General features: G+C 66.5%; 21 protein-coding genes and 1 pseudogene. 18 read left to right on the forward strand and 4 right to left on the reverse strand.

Features of this window, described 5'->3' with window-relative positions; genetic code table 11:
* Positions 1-101 precede the first annotated feature (101 nt).
* Entirely contained in the window at positions 102-1,439 is a 1,338-nt protein-coding gene (gene argG, locus A6M56_RS15675) for an argininosuccinate synthase (protein WP_045787588.1), read from the forward strand.
* An 82-nt stretch (positions 1,440-1,521) separates the two neighbouring features.
* On the opposite strand, the gene argF is transcribed toward argG, so the two are convergent.
* On the reverse strand, positions 1,522-2,448 hold the full coding sequence (gene argF, locus A6M56_RS15680) for an ornithine carbamoyltransferase (protein ID WP_045787589.1): 927 nt from the start codon (positions 2,446-2,448) through the stop codon (positions 1,522-1,524).
* Between the two features lie 368 nt (positions 2,449-2,816).
* Between argF and A6M56_RS15685 the strand changes: the two genes are divergently transcribed.
* Entirely contained in the window at positions 2,817-3,143 is a 327-nt protein-coding gene (locus A6M56_RS15685) for a DUF3579 domain-containing protein (protein WP_062737907.1), read from the forward strand.
* 143 nt (positions 3,144-3,286) lie between these two features.
* On the opposite strand, the gene rpsT is transcribed toward A6M56_RS15685, so the two are convergent.
* Entirely contained in the window at positions 3,287-3,553 is a 267-nt protein-coding gene (rpsT, locus tag A6M56_RS15690; RefSeq protein WP_045787591.1) for a 30S ribosomal protein S20, read from the reverse strand.
* A gap of 288 nt (positions 3,554-3,841) precedes the next feature.
* On the opposite strand from rpsT, the gene murJ reads away from it, so the two are divergent.
* Positions 3,842-5,395, forward strand: coding sequence for a murein biosynthesis integral membrane protein MurJ (gene murJ, locus A6M56_RS15695; protein ID WP_045787933.1), 1,554 nt, complete (start codon positions 3,842-3,844; stop codon positions 5,393-5,395).
* Positions 5,395-6,240 carry a SirB1 family protein gene (locus A6M56_RS15700; RefSeq protein ID WP_045787592.1) on the forward strand — a complete coding sequence of 282 codons (846 nt, stop codon included), beginning with the start codon at positions 5,395-5,397 and terminating at the stop codon, positions 6,238-6,240. The genes murJ and A6M56_RS15700 overlap by 1 nt, the downstream gene beginning before the upstream one ends.
* Before the next feature lie 3 nt (positions 6,241-6,243).
* On the opposite strand, the gene A6M56_RS15705 is transcribed toward A6M56_RS15700, so the two are convergent.
* A complete protein-coding gene (locus tag A6M56_RS15705; RefSeq protein WP_102080078.1) occupies positions 6,244-6,888 on the reverse strand; it encodes a VTT domain-containing protein in 645 nt (214 codons plus the stop codon).
* Between the two features lie 125 nt (positions 6,889-7,013).
* Between A6M56_RS15705 and mutL the strand changes: the two genes are divergently transcribed.
* From mutL to ada, 7 genes and pseudogenes are all read left to right on the forward strand, one after another.
* Entirely contained in the window at positions 7,014-8,912 is a 1,899-nt protein-coding gene (mutL, locus tag A6M56_RS15710; protein WP_045787594.1) for a DNA mismatch repair endonuclease MutL, read from the forward strand.
* Positions 8,913-8,919: 7 nt separating this feature from the next.
* The gene (miaA, locus tag A6M56_RS15715; RefSeq protein WP_045787595.1) at positions 8,920-9,891 is read left to right on the forward strand and encodes a tRNA (adenosine(37)-N6)-dimethylallyltransferase MiaA; all 972 of its coding nucleotides are present in this window, start codon (positions 8,920-8,922) and stop codon (positions 9,889-9,891) included.
* On the forward strand, positions 9,888-10,418 hold the full coding sequence (locus A6M56_RS15720) for a GNAT family N-acetyltransferase (RefSeq protein ID WP_045787596.1): 531 nt from the start codon (positions 9,888-9,890) through the stop codon (positions 10,416-10,418). Before miaA ends, A6M56_RS15720 begins: the two co-directional genes overlap by 4 nt.
* Positions 10,419-10,496: 78 nt before the next feature.
* A complete protein-coding gene (locus tag A6M56_RS15725) occupies positions 10,497-11,237 on the forward strand; it encodes a 2OG-Fe(II) oxygenase (protein ID WP_102080079.1) in 741 nt (246 codons plus the stop codon).
* Between the two features lie 11 nt (positions 11,238-11,248).
* A complete protein-coding gene (gene alkB / locus A6M56_RS15730; RefSeq protein ID WP_045787934.1) occupies positions 11,249-11,905 on the forward strand; it encodes a DNA oxidative demethylase AlkB in 657 nt (218 codons plus the stop codon).
* A 1-nt stretch (position 11,906) separates the two neighbouring features.
* Positions 11,907-12,551, forward strand: a complete 645-nt coding sequence (locus tag A6M56_RS15735) for a DNA-3-methyladenine glycosylase family protein (RefSeq protein WP_045787598.1) — start codon at positions 11,907-11,909, stop codon at positions 12,549-12,551.
* A 101-nt stretch (positions 12,552-12,652) separates the two neighbouring features.
* Positions 12,653-13,728: pseudogene (gene ada, locus A6M56_RS15740) on the forward strand (bifunctional DNA-binding transcriptional regulator/O6-methylguanine-DNA methyltransferase Ada).
* A gap of 82 nt (positions 13,729-13,810) precedes the next feature.
* Here the strand turns inward: ada and purM are convergent.
* Positions 13,811-14,866: a phosphoribosylformylglycinamidine cyclo-ligase gene (gene purM, locus A6M56_RS15745; protein ID WP_045787600.1), complete on the reverse strand. Its 1,056-nt coding sequence runs from the start codon at positions 14,864-14,866 to the stop codon at positions 13,811-13,813.
* Between the two features lie 164 nt (positions 14,867-15,030).
* Here purM and A6M56_RS15750 point away from each other — a divergent pair, with 164 nt between their 5' ends.
* From A6M56_RS15750 to panB, 7 genes are all read left to right on the forward strand, one after another.
* Positions 15,031-16,101 (forward strand): AI-2E family transporter, encoded by a 1,071-nt coding sequence (locus A6M56_RS15750; RefSeq protein WP_045787601.1) that lies wholly within the window; start codon positions 15,031-15,033, stop codon positions 16,099-16,101.
* A 43-nt stretch (positions 16,102-16,144) separates the two neighbouring features.
* Positions 16,145-16,846, forward strand: coding sequence for a DnaA regulatory inactivator Hda (gene hda, locus A6M56_RS15755; protein WP_045787602.1), 702 nt, complete (start codon positions 16,145-16,147; stop codon positions 16,844-16,846).
* Between the two features lie 71 nt (positions 16,847-16,917).
* Entirely contained in the window at positions 16,918-17,592 is a 675-nt protein-coding gene (locus A6M56_RS15760) for a histidinol-phosphatase (protein ID WP_045787603.1), read from the forward strand.
* A gap of 11 nt (positions 17,593-17,603) precedes the next feature.
* Complete coding sequence (gene pcnB / locus A6M56_RS15765) at positions 17,604-19,157, forward strand: polynucleotide adenylyltransferase PcnB (RefSeq protein WP_102080080.1); 1,554 nt, start codon at positions 17,604-17,606, stop codon at positions 19,155-19,157.
* Positions 19,154-19,669: a 2-amino-4-hydroxy-6-hydroxymethyldihydropteridine diphosphokinase gene (gene folK / locus A6M56_RS15770; protein ID WP_045787605.1), complete on the forward strand. Its 516-nt coding sequence runs from the start codon at positions 19,154-19,156 to the stop codon at positions 19,667-19,669. Before pcnB ends, folK begins: the two co-directional genes overlap by 4 nt.
* Positions 19,670-19,699: 30 nt before the next feature.
* A complete protein-coding gene (locus A6M56_RS15775; protein WP_045787606.1) occupies positions 19,700-20,344 on the forward strand; it encodes a deoxynucleoside kinase in 645 nt (214 codons plus the stop codon).
* Positions 20,345-20,404: 60 nt separating this feature from the next.
* Entirely contained in the window at positions 20,405-21,223 is an 819-nt protein-coding gene (panB, locus tag A6M56_RS15780) for a 3-methyl-2-oxobutanoate hydroxymethyltransferase (protein WP_102080081.1), read from the forward strand.
* Positions 21,224-21,230 lie beyond the last annotated feature (7 nt).

Consider the following 21,230-nt stretch of genomic DNA (forward strand, 5'->3'; position numbering starts at 1 on the left):
CTGTACCCGTGTACGGCTGCGCTTCTCGAACCAACCTCGGAGCGCTCGCTACAGATCGTGAGCCGGTTTGAATCCTGAACGGCTATTTGAAGAGAAAGATTATGGAAACCATCCTGCAACACGTTCCCGTCGGCCAGAAGGTCGGCATTGCCTTCTCGGGCGGTCTCGATACCAGCGCAGCGCTGCGCTGGATGAAGAACAAGGGCGCGCTGCCCTATGCCTACACCGCCAATCTCGGCCAGCCCGACGAGGAAGACTACGATGCCATCCCGCGCAAGGCGATGGAGTACGGTGCAGAGAAGGCCCGCCTGATCGACTGCCGCCCGCAGCTGGCCAATGAAGGGATTGCCGCTATCCAGTCCGGCGCGTTCCACATCAGCACCGGCGGCATTACGTACTTCAACACCACGCCGCTGGGCCGCGCCGTGACCGGCACCATGCTGGTCGCCGCCATGAAGGAAGACGACGTCAACATCTGGGGCGACGGCTCGACCTTCAAGGGCAACGACATCGAGCGCTTCTACCGCTACGGCCTGCTGACGAACCCGGCGCTGAAGATCTACAAGCCGTGGCTAGACCAGGCCTTCATCGACGAGTTGGGCGGCCGCGCCGAAATGTCGGCCTTCATGACGAAGGAAGGTTTCGGCTACAAGATGAGCGCCGAAAAGGCCTACTCGACGGACAGCAACATGCTGGGCGCCACGCACGAGGCCAAGGATCTGGAGCACCTGAACAGCGGCATCCGCATCGTCAACCCGATCATGGGCGTGGCGTTCTGGAAGCCGGAAGTCGAGGTCAAGGCCGAAGAAGTGTCGGTCACGTTCGACGAAGGCCGTCCGGTCGCCGTCAACGGCCGCGAGATTGCCGACCCGGTGGAGATGTTCCTCGAGCTGAACCGCATCGGCGGCCGTCACGGCCTGGGCATGAGCGACCAGATCGAGAACCGCATCATCGAAGCCAAGAGCCGCGGCATCTACGAAGCCCCGGGCATGGCGCTGCTGCACATCGCCTACGAGCGCCTGGTGACCGGCATCCACAACGAAGACACCATCGAGCAGTACCGCATCAACGGCCTGCGCCTGGGCCGTCTGCTGTACCAGGGCCGCTGGTTCGACCCGCAAGCGATCATGCTGCGCGAAACCGCCCAGCGCTGGGTGGCCCGCGCCGTGACCGGCACCGTCACGCTGGAACTGCGTCGCGGCAACGACTACTCGATCCTGAACACCGAGTCGCCCAACCTGACCTACGCGCCGGAGCGTCTGTCGATGGAGAAGGTGGAAGACGCGCCGTTCAGCCCGGCTGACCGTATCGGCCAGCTGACCATGCGCAACCTCGACCTGATGGACACGCGCGACAAGCTGGCCATCTACGCGAAGGCCGGCCTGCTGTCGCTCGGCACCAGCAACGCACTGCCGCAGCTTGGCGGCGACAAGAAGTAACCGACCGTCGCCTCAAAGCAAAAGGCCGCTCCGAAGTGCATCGGAGCGGCCTTTTTTTCATGGCCTCGGCTGCAGGCAGCTTTCAGTACCGGCCGCAGAGCAGGTATTCCATCAGCGCCTTCTGCACGTGCAGACGGTTTTCCGCCTCGTCCCACACGACGCTCTGCTTGCCGTCGATGACCGCCGCTTCGACTTCCTCGCCGCGGTGCGCAGGCAGGCAGTGCATGAACAGCGCATCCGGCTGCGCACGCTGCATCATCGCCTCGGTCACCATCCAGTCGCCAAAGGCCTTCTTGCGCGCTTCGTTCTCGGCTTCGTAGCCCATGCTGGTCCACACGTCGGTGGTCACGAGATGGGCGCCCTCGCAGGCCTCGAGCGGGTTTTCGAACACATGCACGAACGGCAGGCTGGAATCCGCCACCATGGCCGGGTCAAGCTGATAGCCCTTCGGCGCGGAAAAGTGGAACCGGAAGCCGAGGATCTCAGCCGCCTGGATCCACGTGTACGCCATGTTGTTGGCATCACCCACCCAGGTGACCGTCTTGCCCTTGATGGGGCCGCGGTGCTCGATGAAGGTGAAGATGTCGGCCAGCACCTGGCACGGGTGGTATTCGTTGGTCAGCCCGTTGATGACCGGCACGCGCGAATGCGCGGCAAACCGTTCGATGATCTCCTGCCCGAAGGTGCGGATCATGATGATGTCGGTCATGCGCGAGATGACCTGCGCCGCGTCTTCGATCGGCTCGCCGCGCCCCAGTTGAGAGTCGCGCGTGTTGAGGAAGACCGCGTGGCCGCCGAGCTGGTGAATGCCCGCTTCGAACGACAGGCGCGTACGCGTGGAATTCTTCTCGAAGATCATGGCCAGCGTGCGGTCGTGCAGCGGGTGCCACGTCTCGTAGTTCTTGAACTTGGCCTTGAGGATCGCGGAACGGTCCAGCAGGTACTCGTACTCTTCCAGCGAAAAGTCCTTGAACTGCAGGTAGTGCTTGATCGAGCTTGGTGGGTTCATAAAACAACGAAGGCGGCCCGCAGATGGCGCACCGGAAACCTTCCTGGCACACCGCCCTAGCCGCCTTGTCTTGGTGAAGATTCGGTCCATCATACGGGATCACTGCCCGTTTGGCGAGCTTCACGCCGGACAGCCGCGCGCCTCGCGCGTGCGCCGGTGAAAGGCCGATGAAAGTCTTATATAAGATATAATACTGGCTACCCCGGAAGTCCTGCTCCGCTGCAATCCCGCGCAATAGAACGGGCCTGCATGTTCATCAAGCGGCAACCGGGCAAGCGCATCATCCGCACCACAAGTGCACCCGTTCGAACGTTGCGGCACACGCGCGGTCGAAGTCGTTTGCAAATCTCCACAGCCCCACGCAGTCCATGGCAGCCAACCCCCGCCAATTCTTCATCCAGGGCGTCACCCGTGACGGAAAGACCTTCCGCCCGAGCGACTGGGCCGACCGGCTGTGCGGTGTGATGGCGCAGTTTCGCCCCCCCGGCGATACCGGAGACCCACGCTTTACCTATTCCCCTTACGTGCGCCCCGTCATGTCCGGAGGCGTCAAGAGCGTCTTCGTCGACGAGCGGCTGCGCGAGATTGAACCCAAAGCGCTGGATTTCGTGCTGAACTTCGCGCACGACAACAATCTCCAGCTCGTGGAAGCCTGCATCCTGCCCGACGCAGGGGCCCCTGCCCCGAAAGGCTAGCGCGCAGGGCCTCGGGCCCGCGCTTCCAGCGCCGAAGAACACCGGCGCACAAAAGCAAAAAGCCTGTCCTCGGACAGGCTTTTTTATCGTCGGTGCGTGACGTCGACCGCCACGCCGTGCCGGCAGAGCCGGCACCACCGAAATCAGGCAGCCATTGCCTTGATGGCAGCGGACAGACGCGACTTCGCGCGTGCAGCCTTGTTCTTGTGGACGATCTTCTTGTCGGCGATGCTGTCGATGGTGCTTTGCGCCGTCTTGAATGCAGCGGCTGCCGCAGCCTTATCGCCACCGGCGATGGCCTTGCGAACGCCCTTGATCGCGGTGCGCAGACGCGAACGCAGAGCCGAGTTGTGGGCGTTCAGAACGACGGCCTGGCGTGCGCGCTTGCGTGCTTGTGCGGTGTTTGCCATGGAAAATTTCCTGAAGAAAACTGTTGCAAGCGCCCCGGGAGACACGGAAGGCCGAAGCGCGCGAATGCGTGAGAAACGGCAATTATACGCAGATTCCTCAGGCGGATGCAAACCGTGTTGCGAAATCGCCCCGACACGACTGCTCTGCGACGCTTGCTTCACTTTTAGGCATGTGGCGGGGCCATCCCTATAATACGGCCGCATTGCGCAGCGCCCGCCGCGAACCGTGGCACCCGCATGCAGTCAGACCGCCATCGTGATCGCCCTGCGCCCAACCACGCATTCATCTTGAATCTGCTCAAAACCCTCGCCACGATCAGCGGCCTGACGATGCTCTCGCGCATCACGGGGCTCATCCGCGAAACGCTGATCGCCCGCGCCTTCGGCGCCTCGGTCTACACCGACGCTTTCAACGTGGCCTTCCGCATCCCGAACCTGCTGCGCCGGCTCTCGGCCGAGGGGGCGTTCTCGCAGGCGTTCGTGCCGATCCTGGGCGAGTTCAAGAACCGCCAGGGCGAAGCCGAGACCCGCGCACTGGTCGATTCCGTCGCTACGGTGATGACGTGGTTCCTGGTGATCGTCTCGGCGCTGGGTGTGATCGGCGCGCCCTTGATCGTCACGGCCGTGGCAACCGGCTTCAAGGAGCACGAGAGCCAGGCGTACATCTCCGCCGTCTTCATGACGCGGGTGATGTTCCCGTACATTGGGCTGGTGTCGCTGGTGGCCCTGGCCTCAGGCATCCTGAATACGTGGCGGCAGTTTGCGGTGCCTGCGTTCACGCCGGTGTTGCTCAATCTATCGTTCATCGTGGCGGCGGTGTTCGTCGCGCCGCATCTCGAGACGCCCATCTACGCGCAGGCCTACGCGGTGATGGTGGGCGGCATCCTGCAGCTGGCCATCCAGGTTCCGTCGCTGCGCAAGGTCGGGATGCTGCCGCGCGTGTCGTTCAACGTGCGTGCGGCGTGGCACCACCCGGGCGTGCGGCGCGTGCTCAAGCAGATGCTGCCGGCCACGCTGTCGGTATCGGTGGCACAGATCAGCCTGATCATCAATACGAACATCGCGTCGCGCCTGCCGACCGGCAGCGTGTCGTGGCTGAATTATGCGGACCGCTTGATGGAATTCCCGACCGCGCTGCTGGGCGTGGCGCTCGGGACGATCCTGCTGCCGAGCCTCTCGAAGGCCAGCGCGGACGACAACCGTGAGGAATACTCGTCGCTGCTCGACTGGGGCCTGCGCCTGACGGTGCTGCTGGCGGTGCCGTCGGCCGTAGGGCTGTTCGTTTTCGGTGCGCCGCTCACGGCCACGCTGTTCCACTACGGCAAGTTCACGGGCATCGACGTCGAGATGACACGCCAGGCGCTGGTGTCGTACGGCGTGGGGCTGATCGGGCTGATCGTCATCAAGATCCTGGCGCCGGGCTTTTATGCGCGGCAGGACATCCGCACGCCGGTGAAGATCGCGCTGGTGGTGCTGGCAGCCACGCAGCTCTCCAACTACTTCTTCGTGCCGGTGTTCGGGCACGCGGGGCTGGCGCTGTCGATCAGCTTTGGCGCGACCATCAATGCGGCGCTGCTGTTCTTCGGATTGCGCCGCCGCGGCTATTACCACCCGCTGCCGGGCTGGAGGCTGTTTCTCGCACAGGTGACGTCGGCCGTGCTGCTGCTCTGGGCGCTGCTGCTGTGGCTCGCGCACAATTTCGACTGGGTGGCGCTCGGTGCCAAGCCCCTGGTGCGCATTGCGCTGTTGAGCGCTTGCCTGGTCCTGTGCGCGGTGGTGTATTTCGGTACACTGTGGCTGACCGGGTTGAAGTTCTCCACGTTCCGCAAAAAGGCCATCTGATGACCACGAAAGTCCTCGATTATTTTTCGGCCCTGGTCGCGGACGACGACAGCATCCCCCTCACCGAAACGGCGCTGTCCATCGCACAGGACGCGTATCCCGACCTGGACCTGCAGGCCGAGCTCGCCGCCATCGACGTGCTCGTCGCGCGCATCAAGAACCGCATCGCCGACGGCACGCCGGCCATCCAGCGCCTGCGCCTGCTCAATCAGTTCTTCTATCGCGAGCTGGGCTTCGGGCCCAATGCAAACGATTACTACGACCCCGAGAACTCGTATCTGAACGCGGTGCTGCAAACCCGGCGCGGCATTCCGATCTCGCTGGCGGTGCTGCTGATGGAGATCGGCCAGCAGATCGGGCTGCCGCTCAAGGGGGTGTCGTTCCCGAACCACTTCCTGGTGCGCATGAGCATTCCGGCCGGTGAAGTCGTGATCGATCCGCTCACTGGGCAGACGCTGTCGAAGGAAGAGCTGCAGGACATGCTCGACCCGTACCTGGAAAAGGAAGGCATCGAAGACCCGAACACGGTGCCGCTCGGGGTATTCCTGCAGGTGGCGACGCACCGCGAGATCATCGCGCGCATGCTGCGCAACCTGAAGGCGATCTACCTGCAGGAGTCGCGCTGGCAGCGACTGCTGGCGGTGCAGCAACGGCTGGTGATCCTGCTGCCGGATTCCATTGAGGAAGTGCGTGACCGGGGGCTCGCCTACGCCAACCTGGAATGCTTCCGGCCGGCCTTGGCCGACCTGGAAGCCTATGTCGATGCGCGGCCCGATGCGGCCGACGCCGCCAAGCTCAAGGAGCGCATGCCGACGCTGCGCGCCATGAGCAAGAACCTGAACTGACGCTCACTTCGGCGCCGCGGCACGGCGGCGCTTGAGGAGCTTCCACACCCCGCCCAGCGCCAGCGGCACGATCGCCGCGCCCAGGCCGATCAGCACGATCGTGTTCAGGTGATCGCGGATCACCGGAACGTTGCCGAACGCTTCGCCCGACAGCACCAGGATCACCACCCACAGCACGGCGCCGATCATGTTGAAGAGCTGGAACTTCGCAAACGTCATCTTCGACACGCCGGCGACGAACGGAGCAAACGTCCGCACCACGGGGATGAAGCGCGCCATCACGAGCGTCTTGCCGCCGTGGCGCTCGTAGAAGCCGTGCGTCTTCATCAGCGCCTGGTGATCGAGAAAGCGGATGTGACCGTCGAACACCTTGGGGCCGATCCAGGAGCCGATGAAATAGTTGACGGTATTGCCTGTCGTGGCGGCAATCACCAGCAACACGATGAGCAGCCACGCGTCCATCTGGCCGGTCGCGCACATGGCGCCGGCAATGAAGAGCAGCGTGTCGCCTGGCAGGAAGGGCAACACCACCAGGCCGGTTTCGGCAAACACAATGGCGAACAGCAGCACGTAGACCCACGCGCCATATTGCTGAATCAGCAGGCCCAGCGATTTGTCGACATGCAGCACGATGTCGACCAGTTGCATCACGATATCCAAACCATCCCCCTAAGCGAGCGGGAAATGATACCGGATGTGACTTCGATTTCCCCTTATCCCTGGCAGGGCTTGCGGCGCTGCGACGCACAGGGCGTGACATTTATAATGCCGCGATGAATTCCGCCGCCACGTCCCGCCGCCCCATCCGCCCGCTCCCCGACCAGCTGATCAGCCAGATCGCGGCCGGCGAGGTGGTCGAGCGGCCCGCATCCGTGGTCAAGGAGCTGCTGGAAAACGCGCTTGATGCGGGCGCCACGCAGCTGCAGATCAAGCTCGAAGAAGGCGGCGTGCGGCGCATTGCCATTACCGACAACGGCGGCGGCATTCCGGCCGATGAACTGCCCGTTGCGCTGATGCGGCATGCGACCAGCAAGATCGGCTCGCTGGAAGAGCTGGAATCGGTGGCGACGCTAGGCTTTCGCGGCGAGGCGCTGGCCTCGATTGCCTCGGTGGCTGAGCTGACGCTCACCTCGCGCACCGCCAACGACGCGCACGCGACGCAGATCATCGCCCAGACCGGACGCGTGCAGCCGGCTTCGGGCGGCGTCGGCACGACGGTCGACGTGCAGCATCTGTACTTCAATACGCCGGCGCGCCGCAAATTCCTCAAGACCGAACAAACCGAGCTGGGCCACTGCCTGGAGGTGATCCGCCGCACCGCGCTGGCGCGGCCCGACGTGGCGATCTCCGTGCATCACAACGGCAAGCCGCTGGAGCACTGGAACGCCACGCAAGCGGATGTCCGCACGGCGGCCGTGCTCGGCACCGAATTCGCGCGCGCGCGACTGCCGTTCGAAGAGCAGGCGGGCGAACTCCGCATCTTCGGTTTTGCCGGCCTGCCCACGGCCTCGCGCGGCCGCGCAGACCACCAGTTCTTCTACGTCAACGGCCGCTTCGTGCGAGACCGCCTGCTCACGCACGCCGTGCGCAGCGCCTACGAAGACGTGCTGCACGGCGACCGCTTTCCCGCCTACGTGCTGTGCCTCGAACTGCCGCCCGAGGCTGTGGACGTGAACGTGCATCCCTCGAAGATCGAGGTGCGCTTCCGCGACAGCCGCGCGGTGCACCAGTTCGTCTACCACGCCGTGCAGCGCGCGCTGGCGCGCCACGCGGGCGAGCAAGGCGACAGCCTGCGCACCGATATCGGCGATGCGGCGCAAGTGCCGGCCGTGCCCTCGCCGGCGGACAACACCACGCGGTGGATCAACCAGATGGCGGCGCGGCAGACGTCGCTCGGCATTGCGCAGCCGCGCGCGGAATACCTGTCGATGATGCGCGGTGACAGCACGCCGATGCCGGCGTCGCGTCCCGCATGGATGGCCGACGTGCCGAGCGCCGCCACGCTGTTCGACGGCGGCACCGCGACTGCCGACACGGCCACCGCCGTGGCAGAGCCCGCCGCTGCAGCGCAGGCCGACGAAGACGACGACCACCCGCTCGGCTTCGCCATCGCCCAGTTGCACGGCATCTACGTGCTGGCGCAGAACGCGCGCGGCATGGTGCTGGTCGACATGCACGCGGCGCACGAGCGCATCCTGTACGAGCAGCTGAAGACGGCGCTGGAAGCCAAGCGCGTCGAGGTGCAGCCGCTGCTGATCCCGGTTACGTTTGCCGCGAGCGCGGTGGAGATCGGCACCGCAGAGGAATACCGCGACACGCTCGCGCTGCTCGGTTTCGACATCTCTGCCGTCTCGCCGACGACGCTCGCCGTGCGCTCGGTGCCGACGCTGCTGCAAAAGGCCGATGCACAGGCCCTCGCCCGCGACGTGCTGCGCGACCTCCACGCCTACGGCGGCTCGCGCGTGCTGGCCGAACGCCAGAACGAGCTGCTCGCCACGCTGGCGTGCCACTCCGCCGTGCGCGCCAACCGCCGCCTGAACCTCGACGAGATGAACGCGCTGCTGCGCCAGATGGAAGCCACCGAGCGCGCCGACCAGTGCAACCACGGCCGGCCGACCTGGATCCAGCTCACCGTGGCTGACCTCGACCGCCTGTTCCTGCGCGGCCAGTAAGCTCGCGATGACCGCCTCATCTGCAACCGCGCCACGCGCCGTCTGCCTGCTGGGCCCGACGGCGTCGGGCAAGACCGCCGCCGCGCTGAAGCTGGCCGAACGCTGGCCGGTCGAGATCATCAGCATGGATTCGGCGCTGGTGTATCGCGGCATGGACATCGGCACCGCCAAGCCCAGCGCCGAAGAACAGGCCGTCGCGCCACATCACCTGATCGACATCATCGATCCGCGCGATGCCTATTCGGCCGCGCAGTTTGCCAACGATGCGAACGTCCTGATCGACGCCATCCGGGCGCGCGGCCGGCTGCCGCTGATCGTTGGCGGCACGATGCTGTACTACAAGGCGCTCACGCAGGGCCTCTCGGATTTGCCCGGCGCCAATCCGGCGATCCGCGCGGAGATCGACGCCGAAGCCGCACGCCAAGGCTGGCCGGCATTGCATGCCAAGCTGGCGTTGGTCGACCCGATCACCGCCGCGCGGCTGCACGCGACCGACGCGCAGCGCATCCAGCGCGCGCTTGAGCTGTACCGGCTGACCGGCCGACCGATGTCTGCGTTGCTCGCGCGTGAAGTGGGCGCGAACGCATTCCGGCAGCACGATGCCGCGGCGCCGTACCTGACGATTGCGCTGGAGCCGTCAGACCGCCTCGTGCTGCATGCGCGCATCGCGCAACGCTTCGACGCGATGCTGGCGGCCGGTCTGCTCGACGAGGTAGAGGCTCTGCGCAAACGCGGCGACCTGTCGCCCGCACTGCCGTCCATCCGCTGCGTGGGTTATCGCCAGGCATGGGCGTATCTCGACGGCGAGATCGACATGACCGGCCTGCGCGAACAGGGCATTGCCGCCACGCGCCAGCTCTGCAAGCGCCAGATCACGTGGCTGCGCAGCACACCGGAGCGGCACGTGGTGGATTGCCTTGCCCCCGATTACGTCGACCAGGTCGCGCGCCTGGTCCAAACCTCACTGGAATCGCAATGACGACCACTGACACCGCCACCACGTTCACGCTGCGCCCCGCCACACCGGAGGACTGCGCCGCGCTCGTCCGCCTGATCTCTGCGCTGGCCGAGTACGAGAAGCTCACGCACCTCGTGCAGACCACGCCCGAGGCGCTGGCCACGATGCTCTTCGGGCCGCGCCCGTACTGTGAGGCGGTGTTGGCGGAAGTCGACGGCCGCGCCGTGGGCTTTGCGCTGTTCTTCCACAACTTCTCGACGTTCCTGTGCAAGCCGGGGCTGTATCTGGAGGACCTGTTCGTCGAGCCGGAATATCGCGGCCTGGGCATCGGCAAGGCGCTGCTGATCCACCTCGCCCGCCTGGCGCAGGAACGCGATTGCGGCCGCTTCGAGTGGAGCGTGCTCGACTGGAATGCCCCGTCCATCGCCTTCTACGAAGCCATGGGCGCCGACGTGCTGCCCGAGTGGCGCATCTGCCGCACCACGGGCGATGCCCTGACGAAGCTGGCAGCCATTCCCATGCCGCCGGCGCTGGCTGCGGCGCGCTGAATTTGACCGCAAGCTCCGGAGTGCGGCGCATTCCGACAAGCGTACGCTTGGCATATCGGATTCGCAGACAGAACGGATATGCCGCCTTCCACCGCCAACGCGCAGACCGGCGCGGAGCACCATCCCAACCTCGCACGCATCGACTGGCACGCCGTTGAAGACGCCCTCAACGACGTCGGCAGCGCCGTGCTGCCAGCGCTGCTCACGCACGGCGCCTGCGACGCGCTGGCCGCGCTGTACCCGCAAGAGCGCCTGTACCGCTCGCGCGTGGTGATGGAGCGCCACGGCTTCGGGCGAGGCGAATACCAGTATTTCGCCTATCCGCTGCCGGACCTGATTGCGGACTTGCGCACCGGCCTGTATCCGCCGCTGGCCACCATCGCCAACCGCTGGAACGCGGCCATGGGCATCGACGTGCGCTATCCACCCAGGCACGCCGATTTCCTGCGCCGCTGCCACGAAGCCGGCCAGCTGCGCCCCACGCCGCTGATCCTGCAATACGGCCCCGGCGACTACAACTGCCTGCACCAGGATCTCTACGGTGAGCACGTCTTCCCATTGCAGGTGGCCATCCTGCTGTCCGAGCCGGGCGTCGATTTCACCGGCGGCGAATTCGTCATGACGGAGCAGCGTCCGCGCATGCAGTCGCGGCCCGAGGTGGTGCCGCTGCACAGGGGCGACGCGGTGGTCTTTGCCGTGCACCACCGGCCCGGGCAGGGAACGCGCGGCACCTATCGCGTCAACATGCGCCACGGGGTGAGCCGCCTGCGTTCGGGCCGGCGGCATACTGTGGGCATCATCTTCCACGACGCAACGTGATGGACCCCGCCATGGTCACGGGCGACCTCTTTGCCGATCACGCACCCGCAGACGATGCACGCATCGCGCTCGGCGAGGCGGCGTTCGTGCTGCGCGGCTTCGCGCTGGCCGACGCTGCCGCGCTGCTGGCCGCCGTCGACGCCATTGCGCAGCGGGCGCCGTTTCGCCATATGGTCACGCCGGGCGGCTTCGAGATGTCGGTCGCACTCACCAACTGCGGCACGCTGGGCTGGACGTCGGACCGGCGCGGGTATCGCTACGCCACGCAGGATCCTCTGACCGGCGAGCCATGGCCACCGCTGCCCGACGTCTTCCTGCGGCTTGCCGGTCATGCGGCAGCCGAAGCGGGCTTCCCCGATTTCATACCGGACGCCTGCCTCATCAACCGCTATGTGCCGGGCGCACGCCTGTCGCTGCATCAGGACAAGGACGAACACGACTACGCCGCGCCCATCGTGTCGGTGTCGCTCGGCATGCCAGCCGTGTTCCTGTTTGGCGGGCTCAGGCGTGCAGACAAAACCCAGCGCATTCCGCTGTTCCACGGCGACGTGGCCGTCTGGGGCGGACCAGACCGCCTGCGGTATCACGGCATCGCGCCACTGAAGGAACATCCGCACGCGGTGCTGGGCAGCCAGCGCATCAACCTGACCTTCCGCAAAGCGGGCTGACATGACGCGCATCGCAAACGACCTCTCGGAAGCTGCGTATCGGCGGGCCGCCGAATTCCTGTCCTCGCTCGACGACGACTGGGCGCGCCACATTGCCGCCATCGGGCCATGCCGGCACGCGGCCAAACCCGCTCGCGAGCCGTACGAGGCACTGGTGCGCGCCATCGCCTACCAGCAATTGCACGCCAAGGCGGGCGACGCCATCCTCGGGCGCTTCCTCGCGCTGTACCCGGGCGCGGCCTTCCCGGCGCCGGAACGGGTGCTCGCCACCGACGAAGCCGCCCTGCGCGGCTGCGGTTTTTCGGCGACCAAGCTGGCGACCCTCCGCGGCATCGCGCAAGCGGCGCTGGATGGCATCGTTCCGACGCGCGCGCAGGCGCTTGCCATGGACGACGAAGCGCTGATCGAACGGCTCGTCACGCTGCGCGGCGTGGGCCGCTGGACGGTAGAAATGCTGCTGATCTACACCTTGGAGCGCTCCGACATCCTGCCCGCCGACGATTTTGGCGTGCGCGACGGCTACCGGCGCCTGAAGCGGCTCGATGCCACGCCCACGCGCGGGCAGATGACCGAAATCGGCCATGCGTGGAGCCCATATCGCACCGTCGCCACCTGGTACTTATGGCGCGTGCCGGCCGCGGCCTAGGGTGACCCACGCATCGCTCCGAATTTGACCGCAAGACCCGGAGTGCCCGGCCCGCCGCCCGTACCTACAGTACAGTCATCACAGTCCTACCGGATGACGCCATGCCAATCACCGTCCAAGCCAGACCGGCCACCTCTGTCGAGCACGACCCGCGCTGGGCGCGCGTGCTCGCGCGCGATCCTTCCGCCGACGGGCAATTCGTCTATGCCTGAAGACCACCGGCGTGTACTGCCAGCCGAGCAGCCCGTCGCGCCTGCCGCGGCCCGAGAACGTCGAGTTCTTCGACACGCCCGCCGAAGCGGAGGCCGCCGGCTACCGCCCAAGCCGTCGCGCCGGTCCCGACCAGACCACGGTACGCGCCCAGCAGGCCGCGCTGGTCGCCCGTGCATGCCGCCGCATGGAAGCCGCCGACACACCGCCGACGCTCGACATGCTGGCCGAAGAGGCTGACCTGAGCCCGTATCACTTCCACCGCCTGTTCAAAAGCGTGACGGGCCTGACACCCAAGGCGTACGCCGACGCGCATCGCGCCCGGAAGCTGCGTGCGCAACTGGAGCGCGGCAGCACCGTCACCGAGGCCATCTACGATGCGGGCTTCAACGCCAGCAGCCGTTTCTACGAGGCGTCGGACAGCGTGCTCGGCATGACGCCCAGCCGCTATCGCGCCGGCGGCGCGCAGACCACGATCCGCTTTGCCGTGGGCGAATGCTCGCTCGGCTCGATCCTGGTGGCGCAGAGCGACCGCGGCATCTGCGCGATCCTGATGGGCGACGACCCGGACGCCCTCGTACGGGACTTGCAGGACACGTTCCCCAGGGCCGAACTCATCGGCGGAGACGCGGGCTTCGAAGACCTCGTCGCGAGGGTCGTGGGACTGATCGAAGTGCCATCCATCGGGTTGGACCTGCCGCTGGACGTCCGCGGCACCGCCTTCCAGCAGCGCGTGTGGCAAGCGCTGCGCGAAGTGCCGCCCGGCAGCACCACCAGCTACACCGAGATCGCCGCGCGCATCGGCGCCCCCAAGGCGGTGCGGGCGGTGGCGCAGGCCTGCGCAGCCAACCACATCGCCGTGGCCATTCCGTGCCACCGCGTCATCCGCCGCGATGGCAATGCGTCGGGCTACCGCTGGGGCGTGGAACGCAAGCTGGCGCTGCTGGAGCGCGAGGCGCAGTCGTAAAGCTCAAGGCCCCCGAGGCCGGCGACACGCATAAAAAAACCGCCGAACACGTCGGCGGCTTTTGTGGAGGGCGGGCGGTGCGTCAGACCACGATCGTCTGTGCTTCGCCGGCCTGGCGCGCGCGGATTTCGCCGATCCGGTAGACCGTCTCACCGGCGTCCTTCAGGTGCGCAATGGCCGCCAGCGCATCCGCGGCCGACACGATCACCACCATGCCGATGCCGCAATTGAAGACGCGGTGCATTTCGTCGTCGGCCACATTGCCGGCCTTCTGCAGCCACTGGAACAGCGGCGGCAGCGTCCAGGCGTCGCGGTGCAGCACGGCGGTCGTGTTTTCCGGCAGCACGCGCGGCACGTTTTCGGTCAGGCCGCCACCTGTGATGTGGGCCATGCCCTTGACCGGCAGCTTCTCGATCAGCGACAGCAGCGGCTTCACGTAGATGCGCGTGGGCGCCATGATGGCGTCCTGCAGGCGCTGGCCGTGGAAATCGGCGTTCAGGTCCGGGCGCGCCACCTCGATGATCTTGCGCACCAGCGAGTAGCCGTTCGAATGCGCACCCGACGAGGCGAGACCCAGCACCACATCGCCCTCGGCAATGGTGGTGCCGTCGATGATCTTGCGCTTTTCGACCGCGCCGACGGCAAAGCCGGCCAGGTCGTATTCGCCGTCCGGGTACATGCTCGGCATTTCAGCCGTTTCGCCGCCGATCAGGGCGCAGCCGGCCAGTTCGCAGCCCTGGGCAATGCCCTTGACCACGGTGGCGGCGGTGTCGACGTCGAGCTTGCCGCAGGCGAAGTAGTCGAGGAAGAACAGCGGCTCGGCGCCCTGCACGAGGATGTCGTTCACGCTCATGGCGACCAGATCCTGGCCGACGGTGTCGTGGCGGTTCAGTGCAAAGGCCAGCTTGAGCTTGGTGCCCACGCCGTCGGTCCCCGAGACCAGCACCGGCTCCTGGTACTTCTTGGACAGCTCGAACAGCGCGCCGAAGCCGCCGATGCCGCCCAGCACGCCTTCGCGCATGGTGCGCTTGGCAAACGGCTTGATGCGGTCGACCAGGGCGTCACCCGCCTCGATGTCGACGCCCGCGTCGCGGTAAGACAGGCCGGTCGATGCGGATGGGGTTTCGGAAGCGCTCATACAGTCGTCTGAATTGAAAAAACCGGGAAAGAAAGCGAGACGGCGGCGGGAAGTCACAAAAATCGGACCCGCCGGTCCAGTAAAATCGCGATTTTACCGGATGCGGGCACCCCGATGGCCGCTTTTCCGACTCCCTGACCCGCCTTCGGAATCGTCGCCCGCTCATGAACGCCCCCGTGCTGTCGCAGGAAACCAAGCGCACGCTCGCCTGGATCGCCGTGGCGATCGTCTTCCTGGCCCTGCTCAAGCTGCTGGCGCCCACGCTCACGCCGTTCGTGTTCGCCTTCATCCTGTCGTACATCCTGCACCCGGGCGTCGAATGGCTGCAGCGCCATCGCGTGCCGCGCGTGCTCGGCGTGTTCCTGATGATCCTCGTGCTGGCCGTGGTCGGCGTGGCGCTGATGCTGCTGATCCTGGCCGTGCTGCAGCGGGAGGTTCCGGCCATCCGCGAGCAATTGCCCGGCATGCTGGCCAGGCTCAACGCGGCGCTGTCACCGCGCCTGGCGGAGATGGGCCTGCATGTGAGCTTTGATTTTCCGGGCCTGCGCAAGCTGCTGACCGAGCAGCTCGCCGCCAGCCCCGACGATGTCATGGCCCGGGCGCTGAACTACCTGCGCGTGTCGGGCTCAGCGGCGATCCAGCTGCTTGGCATCGCCTTTCTGGTACCGATCGTGATGTTCTACCTGCTGATGGACTGGAACATGCTCATGCGGCGCATCGAAACCGCGGTGCCGCGGCGGTGGCTGCCAAAAACGCGCGAGTTGGCCGCGGAAACGGACGGGCTGCTGTCGCAATACCTGCGCGGGCAGATCATCGTGATGCTGGTGCTGGCGGTGTATTACTCCGCCGGTCTCGCGCTGGCCGGCTTTGACGTGGCGCTGCCGGTCGGCATCTTTACGGGGCTGGCGGTGTTCATTCCGTACATCGGCTTCGGCGTGGGGCTGTCGCTGGCCATCCTGGCGGCGTTGCTGCAGTTCGGCAACCTGTACGGCCTGCTGGCGGTGGCCGTGGTGTACGGCATCGGCCAGTTCCTCGAAAGCTTCTACCTGACGCCCCGCCTCGTGGGGGAGCGCATTGGCCTGCACCCGCTGGCGGTCATCCTGGCCTTGCTGGCTTTTGGCCAATTGTTCGGATTTTTCGGTATCCTCCTCGCCCTGCCGATCAGCGCGGTGCTGCTGGTCGGTTTGCGGCAGATCCGGCAGCTGTATCTCGACAGCCGGCTCTATCAGGACTGAACGCGCGCGCAACCGAGAACCACGGCGATCCTCCCGACGTTTCATGGCCACACCTGAACAGCTCCCGCTCGAACTCGGTGCGACACCCGCCCCGACCTTCGACAACTTCGTCGCCACCGGCAACGAAGAGGCGGTGCTGCGCCTGCGCGCGCTGATCCCGCAGGTGGTGGACGGCACGGCCACCGACCGGCTGGTCTACCTGTGGGGCGAACCGGGCAGCGGCCGCAGCCACCTGCTGCACGCCGTGTGCGCGCAGGCCGAGGCCGGCGGCTTCGAGATCCGCACCCTGGAGCCGGACGCCCCGGCCGAAGCGTTCGAATTCGACCCCGCGATCACGCTCTGGACCATCGACGACGCCGAACGCCTCGACGAATGGGCGCAGATCGCCGTCTTCAACCTCGTCAACGAAGTGCGCGCGCATCCGCATGCGGCGCTGCTCATCGCCGGGGCGGCCGCGCCGATGTCGATGCCGCTGCGTGAAGATCTGCGCACCCGGCTCGGCTGGGGACTCGTCTATTGGCTGCGCCCGCTGTCCGACGCCGACAAGATCGAAGCCCTGCGCCAGGCCGCCCGCGAACGCGGCATGCAGCTCTCGGCCGACGTGCCGCAGTGGCTCGTCACGCACTCCTACCGCGACATGCCGAGCCTGATGGCGCTGCTCGACGCGCTGGACACCTATTCGCTCGCACGCAAGCGCGCAGTCACCCTGCCGCTCGTGCGGGAGATGCTCGCCCTGATGAAGTGAGAAGTGGGCGCAGGCCGCCGCCCAGGGGCGACTGCGATTGGATGCCACACCTTCGGGTAAAATCGCGCCCCATGAATCTGGCCCTCTTTGACCTCGATCACACCCTGATCCCCACCGACAGCGACCACGAGTGGGGGCGTTTCCTCATCCGCCGCGGCGTGGTGGATGAAGCCGAATACCAGCGCAAGAACGATCAGTTCTATGCCGACTACAAGGCCGGCACGCTGGATATCCACGCTTTCCTGCGCTTTGCCCTGGCGCCGCTGGCCGCGCATCCGCGGGACACGCTGGCCGAATGGCACGCCGAATTCATGCGCGAGGTCATCGTTCCGAAGATCACGCCGCAGGCCCAGGCGCTCGTCTACAAGCATCTCGAAGCCGGCGATCTGTGCTGCGTGGTCACCGCCACCAACAGCTTCGTCACGCGGCCGATCGCCAAGGCCTTCGGCATCGAGCACCTGATCGCCACCGAGCCGGCCACCGCCGACGGCACGCCCGACGGCCCCTTCACCGGCGATGTGTCCGGCACGCCGAGCTTCCGTGAAGGCAAGGTCGCCCGCGTGCACGAATGGCTCGCCAACATGGGCCGCGGCTGGAGCGACTTCGAGCGCAGCACCTTCTACAGCGACTCGGCCAACGACGTGCCGTTGCTCGAAGAGGTGACCGACCCCGTCGCCACCAACCCGGACGACACGCTGCGCCACCTCGCAGCCGCGCGCAACTGGCGCATCATGGATCTCTTCTGAGCAGGCGCGGCGTGATCAAGAAACTCATCAATCGTCTGCTCGGCAAGACCGCCGCAGAACCCGCCCCGGCGGCCGATCCCGGCATCCCGGCTGGCAGAAAGACCCGCACGCCCAAGACGCCCAAGACGCGCAGCAAGGCCGCCGGCGGCGTGCCGCGCCAGGCGCGCGTGTGGAGCGTCGAAGAGCACGGCATCGACCCGAAGCTGCTCTCGCGCAACGCCGTCAAGGTCACGTCCACGCTGCAGGAAGCCGGCTACGCCGCCTTCATCGTCGGCGGCGCGGTGCGCGATCTGCTGCTCGGCATCAAGCCAAAGGACTTTGACGTTGCCACCAACGCCACGCCGGAGCAGGTGCAGGCGCTGTTCCGCCGCTCGCGCATCATCGGCCGGCGCTTCCAGATCGTGCACGTGACGTTCTACGGCGGACGCGACCAGGAAATCATCGAGGTGTCGACGTTCCGTGCACTCGTCGACGCGGTCGACGCGGAGCAGGTGCCCGCCGGCAAGCGCGTCAAGCGCACCGAGCTCGACCACCACACGCATGCCGTCGACGCCAGCGGCCGCGTGCTGCGCGACAACGTCTGGGGCACCCAGGCCGAAGACGCCACGCGCCGCGACTTCACCGTCAACGCGATGTACTACGACCCGTCCAACGAGACGGTGCACGACTACCACCACGGCATGGAAGACATGCGCGCCCGCACGCTGCGCATGATCGGCGACCCGCACACGCGCTACCGCGAAGACCCGGTGCGCATGCTGCGCGTGGTGCGCTTTGCGGCCAAGACGGGCTTCGACATCGACCCCGCCACGCGCGCGCCGATCGCGGAGCTCGGCCCGCTGATCCACAACGTGCCGGCCGCCCGCCTGTTCGACGAGATGCTGAAGCTGCTGATGTCCGGTCACGCGTGGGCATCGCTGCAGGAGCTGCGCAAGGCCGGTCTGCACCGCGGCCTGCTGCCGCTGCTGGATGTCGCGCTCGAGCAGCCGATGGGCCAGCGCTTCGTGCAGCTGGCGCTCGACAACACGGACGACCGCGTCAAGGCCGGCAAGCCGGTCTCGCCGGGCTTCCTGTTCGCCTCGCTGCTGTGGCACCACGTGGTGGAGCACTGGAACCGCCGCCGCGCGGCCGGCGAGCCGCTCATCCCCGCGCTGCACACCGCCATGGACGAAGTGCTTGACCGCCAGACCGAGCAGCTCGCCATCCAGCGCCGCTTCACCGCCGACATGAAGGAAATCTGGAGCATGCAGCCGCGCTTCGAGAAACGCTCGGGCCGCATGCCGTATCGCCTGCTGGAATCGCCGCGCTTTCGCGCCGGGTACGACTTCCTCGTCCTGCGCTGCGCCTCGGGCGAATTGCCGCAGGAACTGGCCGACTGGTGGACCGCCTTCCAGAGCGGTGACGGCGAAACCCGCGAAGCGCTCATGGCGCAAGCCAAGCAGGCGCCGAGCACCGCCGCAAGCACCAGCACGGCGGGTTCCGGCAAGCGCCGTCGCCGCCGGCGTGGTCCGGCGAAATCGGATACAGTCGGTGACGTCAATCCGGGAAGTTCGGAGGAAACGTGAAGACAGTGGCGTACATCGGCATCGGCGCCAACCTGGGCGACGCACGCCAGGCAGTGAAAGACGCCGTGGTCTGCCTCGCGCAGCAGGTCGGCATCACCGTGACCGGCAAATCGAGCTTGTATCGCAGCGCGCCGGTCGAATCCAGCGGCGACGACTACATCAACGCCGTCGTGCGCATCGAGACGCCTTTCACGGCAGACCAGTTGCTGCGCATCTGTCACCACATCGAAGACCAGTTCGGCCGCGAACGCCCGTTCCGCAACGCGCCGCGCACGCTCGACCTGGACCTGCTGCTCTACGGCGACCACGTCCTCACGTCGCCCGAGCTGACCGTGCCCCACCCGCGCGTTGGCCAGCGCGCCTTCACGCTGCTGCCGCTGCATGAGCTGGCGCCGGACCTCGTGATTCCGGGCATCGGCGCGGTGGCGGACCTGCTGCCCGGCGTGGCCGACCAGCGCATCGAAAAAACCACGATGTGCCAATGCATGCGCGCCAAGCAGCCCGCTGCCTGATCACTCGCATCACGCCTCACACACCTGCCGATGGCCCTGGATCACCTGCGTCGCATCGTTGTTGAAGGGCCCATCGGCGTCGGCAAGACGGCGCTGGCCCAGCGCCTGGCCGATCACCTGCGCGCAAGCACATCGTTCGAGACGCCGAACGAGAACCCCTTCCTGCCCCGCTTCTACGAAGACCCGGCCCGCTATGCGTTGCCGGTGCAGCTGCGCTTCCTGCTGCAGCGTGCCGAGCGGCTCAAGGCCTGGCACAAGGCGACGCTTGCCGGCGAGCGCATCGTCGGCGACAGCTTTCTGCCGCGCGACCGCCTCTTCGCCCAGCTCACGCTGCCCGCCGATGAACTCGCGCTGTACGACGCGATGGCCAATGCACTGGCGCTGCCGCAGCAGCGCATCGACCTCGTCATCTGCCTGCAGACGCGCGCCGAAGATCTGCTGCCGCGCATCGCCAAGCGCGCCGTTCCTTACGAAACGGGTATCGATGCCGAGTACCTGCAGCGCATCTGCGCCGCATACGGCGAGCTGTTTCTGTATTACGATGCCGCACCGACGCTTATCGTCGACATCGCCGCCTTCGACCCCGCGGGCAACGACGACGATTTCCGCACCTTGCTCGCCCGCATCGACGCGATGCGCGGACCCAAGGAATTCATCAAGCTGGCAACGCGCTAGTCAGTCGACGCACCGCATGGTCTGCGTGGGCGCTCGCGATGCCCCAACGAGTCTCAGTCCATGAGCTACCTCCAGGAATCGAACCGCAAGGCCGTCACGGTGACGTCGCTGCAGGCCATGCGCGCCGCCGGCGAGCGCATCGCCATGCTCACCGCCTACGACGCCAGCTTCGCCGCCCTGATGGACCGCAACGGCGTCGACGTGCTGCTCGTCGGCGATTCCCTTGGCAATGTCGTGCAGGGCCAGAAGACCACCCTGCCCGTCACGCTGGAACACATCGCGTATCACACCGAATGCGTTGCACGCGGGACAACCAAGGCGCTGCTCGTGTCCGATCTGCCGTTCGGCACGTACGGCACACCGGAGCAGGCCTTCCACAGCGCCGTGCGCCTGATGCAGGCGGGCGCGCAGATGGTCAAGCTGGAGGGCGGCGTGTGGCTGGCGCCGACCATCAAGTTCCTCGTCGAGCGCAGCATTCCGGTGTGTGCGCATATCGGCCTCACGCCGCAATCGGTGCACGCGTTCGGGGGCTTCAAGGTGCAGGGCCGTGGCGATGAAGCGGCCGCGCAGCTGAAGGCCGACGCGCTGGCCGTGCAGGAGGCGGGCGCCCAGCTCGTCGTGATGGAAGCCATTCCGGCCGCGCTGGCCGGCAAGGTCACGCGCCTGCTGGCCATTCCGACCATCGGAATCGGTGCCGGGCTCGAATGCTCCGGGCAGGTGCTCGTCATGCATGACATGCTGGGCGTGTTTCCCGGTCACCGGCCCAGGTTCGTGCGCAACTTTATGGACGGGCAGACGACCATCGACGGCGCAGTCGCAGCGTATGTGGCGGCCGTCAAGGACGGCACGTTCCCCGGACCCGAACATACGTTCGCCTGAGCGCCCT

This window comes from Ralstonia sp. RL (assembly GCF_001683835.1).
Classification (GTDB): domain Bacteria; phylum Pseudomonadota; class Gammaproteobacteria; order Burkholderiales; family Burkholderiaceae; genus Ralstonia; species Ralstonia mannitolilytica.

What these genes read in the sequence shown, in the direction of transcription:
- argG (WP_045787588.1), top strand. Translation starts at nt 102, where the DNA reads ATGGAAACCATCCTGCAACACGTTCCCGTCGGCCAGAAGGTCGGCATT.
- argF (WP_045787589.1), bottom strand. Translation starts at nt 2,448, where the DNA reads ATGAACCCACCAAGCTCGATCAAGCACTACCTGCAGTTCAAGGACTTT.
- A6M56_RS15685 (WP_062737907.1), top strand. Translation starts at nt 2,817, where the DNA reads ATGGCAGCCAACCCCCGCCAATTCTTCATCCAGGGCGTCACCCGTGAC.
- rpsT (WP_045787591.1), bottom strand. Translation starts at nt 3,553, where the DNA reads ATGGCAAACACCGCACAAGCACGCAAGCGCGCACGCCAGGCCGTCGTT.
- A6M56_RS15700 (WP_045787592.1), top strand. Translation starts at nt 5,395, where the DNA reads ATGACCACGAAAGTCCTCGATTATTTTTCGGCCCTGGTCGCGGACGAC.
- A6M56_RS15705 (WP_102080078.1), bottom strand. Translation starts at nt 6,888, where the DNA reads ATGCAACTGGTCGACATCGTGCTGCATGTCGACAAATCGCTGGGCCTG.
- mutL (WP_045787594.1), top strand. Translation starts at nt 7,014, where the DNA reads ATGAATTCCGCCGCCACGTCCCGCCGCCCCATCCGCCCGCTCCCCGAC.
- miaA (WP_045787595.1), top strand. Translation starts at nt 8,920, where the DNA reads ATGACCGCCTCATCTGCAACCGCGCCACGCGCCGTCTGCCTGCTGGGC.
- A6M56_RS15720 (WP_045787596.1), top strand. Translation starts at nt 9,888, where the DNA reads ATGACGACCACTGACACCGCCACCACGTTCACGCTGCGCCCCGCCACA.
- A6M56_RS15725 (WP_102080079.1), top strand. Translation starts at nt 10,497, where the DNA reads ATGCCGCCTTCCACCGCCAACGCGCAGACCGGCGCGGAGCACCATCCC.
- alkB (WP_045787934.1), top strand. Translation starts at nt 11,249, where the DNA reads ATGGTCACGGGCGACCTCTTTGCCGATCACGCACCCGCAGACGATGCA.
- A6M56_RS15735 (WP_045787598.1), top strand. Translation starts at nt 11,907, where the DNA reads ATGACGCGCATCGCAAACGACCTCTCGGAAGCTGCGTATCGGCGGGCC.
- purM (WP_045787600.1), bottom strand. Translation starts at nt 14,866, where the DNA reads ATGAGCGCTTCCGAAACCCCATCCGCATCGACCGGCCTGTCTTACCGC.
- A6M56_RS15750 (WP_045787601.1), top strand. Translation starts at nt 15,031, where the DNA reads ATGAACGCCCCCGTGCTGTCGCAGGAAACCAAGCGCACGCTCGCCTGG.
- hda (WP_045787602.1), top strand. Translation starts at nt 16,145, where the DNA reads ATGGCCACACCTGAACAGCTCCCGCTCGAACTCGGTGCGACACCCGCC.
- A6M56_RS15760 (WP_045787603.1), top strand. Translation starts at nt 16,918, where the DNA reads ATGAATCTGGCCCTCTTTGACCTCGATCACACCCTGATCCCCACCGAC.
- A6M56_RS15775 (WP_045787606.1), top strand. Translation starts at nt 19,700, where the DNA reads ATGGCCCTGGATCACCTGCGTCGCATCGTTGTTGAAGGGCCCATCGGC.
- panB (WP_102080081.1), top strand. Translation starts at nt 20,405, where the DNA reads ATGAGCTACCTCCAGGAATCGAACCGCAAGGCCGTCACGGTGACGTCG.